The organism is Microcystis sp. M49636_WE2 (genome assembly GCF_030065375.1).
Lineage (GTDB): Bacteria > Cyanobacteriota > Cyanobacteriia > Cyanobacteriales > Microcystaceae > Microcystis > Microcystis aeruginosa_C.
In genome coordinates this window covers 1-3,643 of the sequence record NZ_JASJFG010000828.1, presented here as the reverse complement: position 1 = coordinate 3,643, position 3,643 = coordinate 1, and the positions used below count along the sequence as shown (strand labels likewise).

At 47.6% G+C, this 3,643-nt stretch carries 2 protein-coding genes and 1 pseudogene; 1 reads left to right on the top strand and 2 read right to left on the bottom strand.

Annotated features, from left to right (window positions below; translation table 11 throughout):
• Positions 1 to 271: 271 nt before the first annotated feature.
• Together PX484_RS18935 and PX484_RS18930 are read right to left on the bottom strand one after the other, a co-directional pair.
• Positions 272 to 589: a KGG domain-containing protein gene (locus tag PX484_RS18935; RefSeq protein ID WP_004163912.1), complete on the bottom strand. Its 318-nt coding sequence runs from the start codon at positions 587 to 589 to the stop codon at positions 272 to 274.
• A gap of 454 nt (positions 590 to 1,043) precedes the next feature.
• Positions 1,044 to 3,290 (bottom strand): IMS domain-containing protein, encoded by a 2,247-nt coding sequence (locus tag PX484_RS18930; protein ID WP_287765652.1) that lies wholly within the window; start codon positions 3,288 to 3,290, stop codon positions 1,044 to 1,046.
• Positions 3,291 to 3,537: 247 nt separating this feature from the next.
• Here PX484_RS18930 and PX484_RS18925 point away from each other — a divergent pair.
• A pseudogene (locus PX484_RS18925) lies at positions 3,538 to 3,643 on the top strand (pyruvate dehydrogenase (acetyl-transferring) E1 component subunit alpha); the annotation flags it as partial.

Here is a 3,643-nt window from a genome sequence, read left to right as displayed (position 1 = left end):
TTGGAGGGATCGGGGGTAAAATTCCTGGACTTTTTCCCTGAAAATTAGGTAACTGACCACCTCAAAATCGGTAAAACCCTACACCCTACACCCCACACCCCACACCCTGCCCCCACGAAAAACTTTTTGCCGCAAACCCTAAGTATTTATTGGGAAAATGGGGGAATGGGGAGATGGGGAAATGGGGGAATTCAACTAAAATCCTAAAACCCAAACACCCTAAAACCCCAACACCCAACACCCTCTTAGTCCGAGAAAAGGTCAACCAAAGTCAACTATTTGCTTCCGAGTTGCTAAAATCCGAGAAATTTTCGCCTATAGACTCGTTGGTTGGGTAATTTTCCTCGGAGTTTAAGTTTTTGCGACTGCCTTTGTGGGAATTTTTACCCCCTTCCCGTCCGATAGCTGCCATGTGGGCGCGATCCCGGCTAACTGCTTCACCGCCCTTTCGTCCCGCTTCGCGAGCTTCTTCGGAGGTAAATTCGTGGGCTGTACCTTTTTGATGAGCAGCTTTACCACCTTTACTAGCGATTTCCTTTTGTTTAGCTTGATCCATAGAGGCAAAACCGCGTTTACTCTTACCTGTCATAATATCTCTCCTTGTGAATGCTGATTTTAAAAGTTCTTAAAGACTTATGCGAGATTTTTAAAACATCAAAATCATGATCCTGTCGCGGGGCAAAACATTGAGATTGCCCCGCTTTTTTCCTCTAAGAACTATGGATTCCCATCTAGGATCATAACTCATTAGCTTGACTTCTAGGGAACTAATTACAGCAATCAAAGGGCATATTTTATGTTAAAAAATATTAAGCAAATCGAGCATTTATCAGTCTAAAGATATAGAAGTTATCTTAATGGTGAGGTACAAAGGTTGCCTTTGGATGAGTCAGTTATCAGTTATCAGTTATCAGTTATCAGCTTTTTTCTCCCTGCTCCCTTCTCCCCACTTCCCCACTTCCCACTGAAAAGGCTGCCATGCAGCCTTAATTGGGTGTGCGGGCAGCCTAAAGCGTGGTTTTTGGGGATTTAATCGGAAAAAATTAGGGTAAGACTTGGGTTTTTTCGATCAACCATTTATCTCCTTGCCGTACCAAATCATAGCGCAGGTTCAAGGACTCATTATAGGAACGATTGACAATTTCCTTGCCATTATGGAAATACATGGCCTTTTCGTTTACTATCGCTTCCACCGTCGCTAAATTAGGATTTTTCGCATTATTAGTAACCGATCGCACGTCCACTTGATGATCGTAGCGCCAATAATTATTTCCTTGTAAAGCCGCCGCTCGTTTTTGCCAAATTTCTAGGGCCGAACCTGTTAAAACCTCTTTCAATTGCTCTTTTTGGTGTTCACTGCCAAAAGCCGCCGATTTTGCCGCTAACCAAGCTTGAATTGTCTCCTTAGCTGTTTCCTTGCCCAAGGAAGTCCCGTCCATCGCTTCCGCATTAGCCGAGGGAATTTCTAGGATGGGAGTATTTAAAGAAATCGGTAACTGTTCCCCTTGTAGGACTGCCAAAGGAGATTGACTATCGACAATTGCCTTCACCCCCAAGGCCAAAACCGCGATCGTTCCCACTAATCCTACTCCCAATATCGCCACTCGATCAAGTCGCAGTTTTCTGCGGGCTGGTCGTCTCCGTTTCGGTGCGACTAGGTCGGTTTTTACCGTTTCTAGGGCAGCCGGCCGGGAGTTGCCGGCTGCTGGGGGGCGCGGGCGACTAGGACGACGACGGGGGGGATTAAGTGCCGGTTGAGGATCGGCTGCCGTCACCACCACACTGCCCTGAGTATAGGGGGTGAAGGTTTCCTCCTGAGCGGTGGCTCTCAGGGCAGGTACAGTAGTACCTGTCCGCTCACCGTTAACTCTAGCTAAAGAAGGTTTTTGGGGACGAGAGTGGGAAGAAGAATAAGCAGATTCCCTCATCGGTGTCGCTCCTGGCACTGGGTTTAAATGGGTGGGGGGGGTGTGGGTTTTGAGAACATTTACTTCCGATTCTAAGGGTTCGCCAGTCTTTTCTCGAACCGACCAGGCAACTTTTTCATCAGGAAACCCTGACAATTCTTCCAAATAATTTTGTACGTCTTCCTCGGCAAAATACTCTTTGAGTGAGGCTTTCCGCTCGACTAAATCACTAAAATGGCAGAAAACTTCTGTTTGTAACCAACGCTCACCGTAACGACATAACCCGGGTAGAAGATCGGGAGATTGCCCGGATTGTTCCCTAATATAATTTAATATTTCTTGCTCTTGACTTGTTTCTAAAATTGTGCTTGCTTGTTCGGTTTGACCGAGCAGCAGGGCGCAGATCGATCGCTCGATGGAGACATCCTGATGTTTTTGTAATTGCTGCAGGCGATCGCTGGCTGCGACAATAGCGGCGGGTTGTTTTTGGGCGAAACCGCGGGCAATCAAGGCATAGACCAGCAGATAATTACCCACTGCCGAGGGGCGTTGTGCCTCTTTCGCCCAGATTTTCTCCTGTTCGGCCTGAGTCAAATAAACCCGTAACTGTTGAATAAAGCGTAAAAAATTATCTACCCCCAACCCAGAGCGGTCATCGCCGGGGCCATCGATGCCGCCGCGAGCGGACAACATCTCCTCCAAGAGATTTAAGCCGCGCTGACGGGCAAGACCGGGTTTTTTTTCTTGGGATAACAATTCCAGAATGCGGTAGGGACGCAGGCGATCACAATCATGGCGAATCTCGCTGGCCACTTGCGGGAACATTTGTTCTTGTTCCAAGCAGGTCAGGGCTTTGGCCGCGGTGCTGGCGGCTTGTTCATAATTTTTATCCTGCCAATATTCCCGACTTAATTCCCCGTAGGCCAAAGCCAAGGTTAAGATCATGTCTGGGCGAGTAGTTGGCTCCAAATCCAGATAAGTTTCGGCCAAACGAATCACTAACTCGTATTCTCCCAACTCTTGCAGGATGAGCAAAGCTCCCACCAGATCGGCGGGGGCAATGGTAATCTGGGGAGTGGGATATTCCGGCGAAGCCGCGGCCGCCTCGCCACCCTGAGAATCTAGGTTTTCGGCGGTGCTTTCTGGGTTGAGAAGCAAGGGATTGGGGTCGAAAAATTGGGCATCGTAATCACGACGGCGATCTGGCTCACTTAACACTTGGTAAGCTTCATCTAACAAGTGCTGACGGGCGATGATCGCTGTTTGACTGTATTCTTGACGTGGCAATTGCCGTCCCCGGTCGGCGTGGGCCAAATCAATTTGCTCGGCACTCACCTGAAAGGGGATTCCCAATATCCTGTAGTAGTCGAGAGGAATGCGCACGGTTAGCTGTACCTCAACTCTGGAGAGTCCTTAGTGAATTAAGTGATGTAAGTGAGAGCGGAGCGAGTAAAATAACAAGATACCATCTTATCCTAGCCAATCTCTGACTGACTAAGATTAGATTTGAGAGAGAAAATACCAAGAACCCCTTGGTTTAAGACCAAAAAATTCACTGCCAGAATTCTCGAAAAATCTACCGCTTCCTCTCCCCTTGCCTTTTTGTTGTCTAAATGATACTACAGACCCTATGATTTCCGAACGTACTTTACCAACCTTTAATCCTGCTTCCATCATTATTACCAAAGCTGAAGGTCTTCGCCTATACGAGGATATGGTTTTGGGGCGGATGTTTG

Coding starts and splice junctions, on each gene's coding strand:
- PX484_RS18935 (WP_004163912.1), bottom strand. CDS start 589: ATGACAGGTAAGAGTAAACGCGGTTTTGCCTCTATGGATCAAGCTAAA.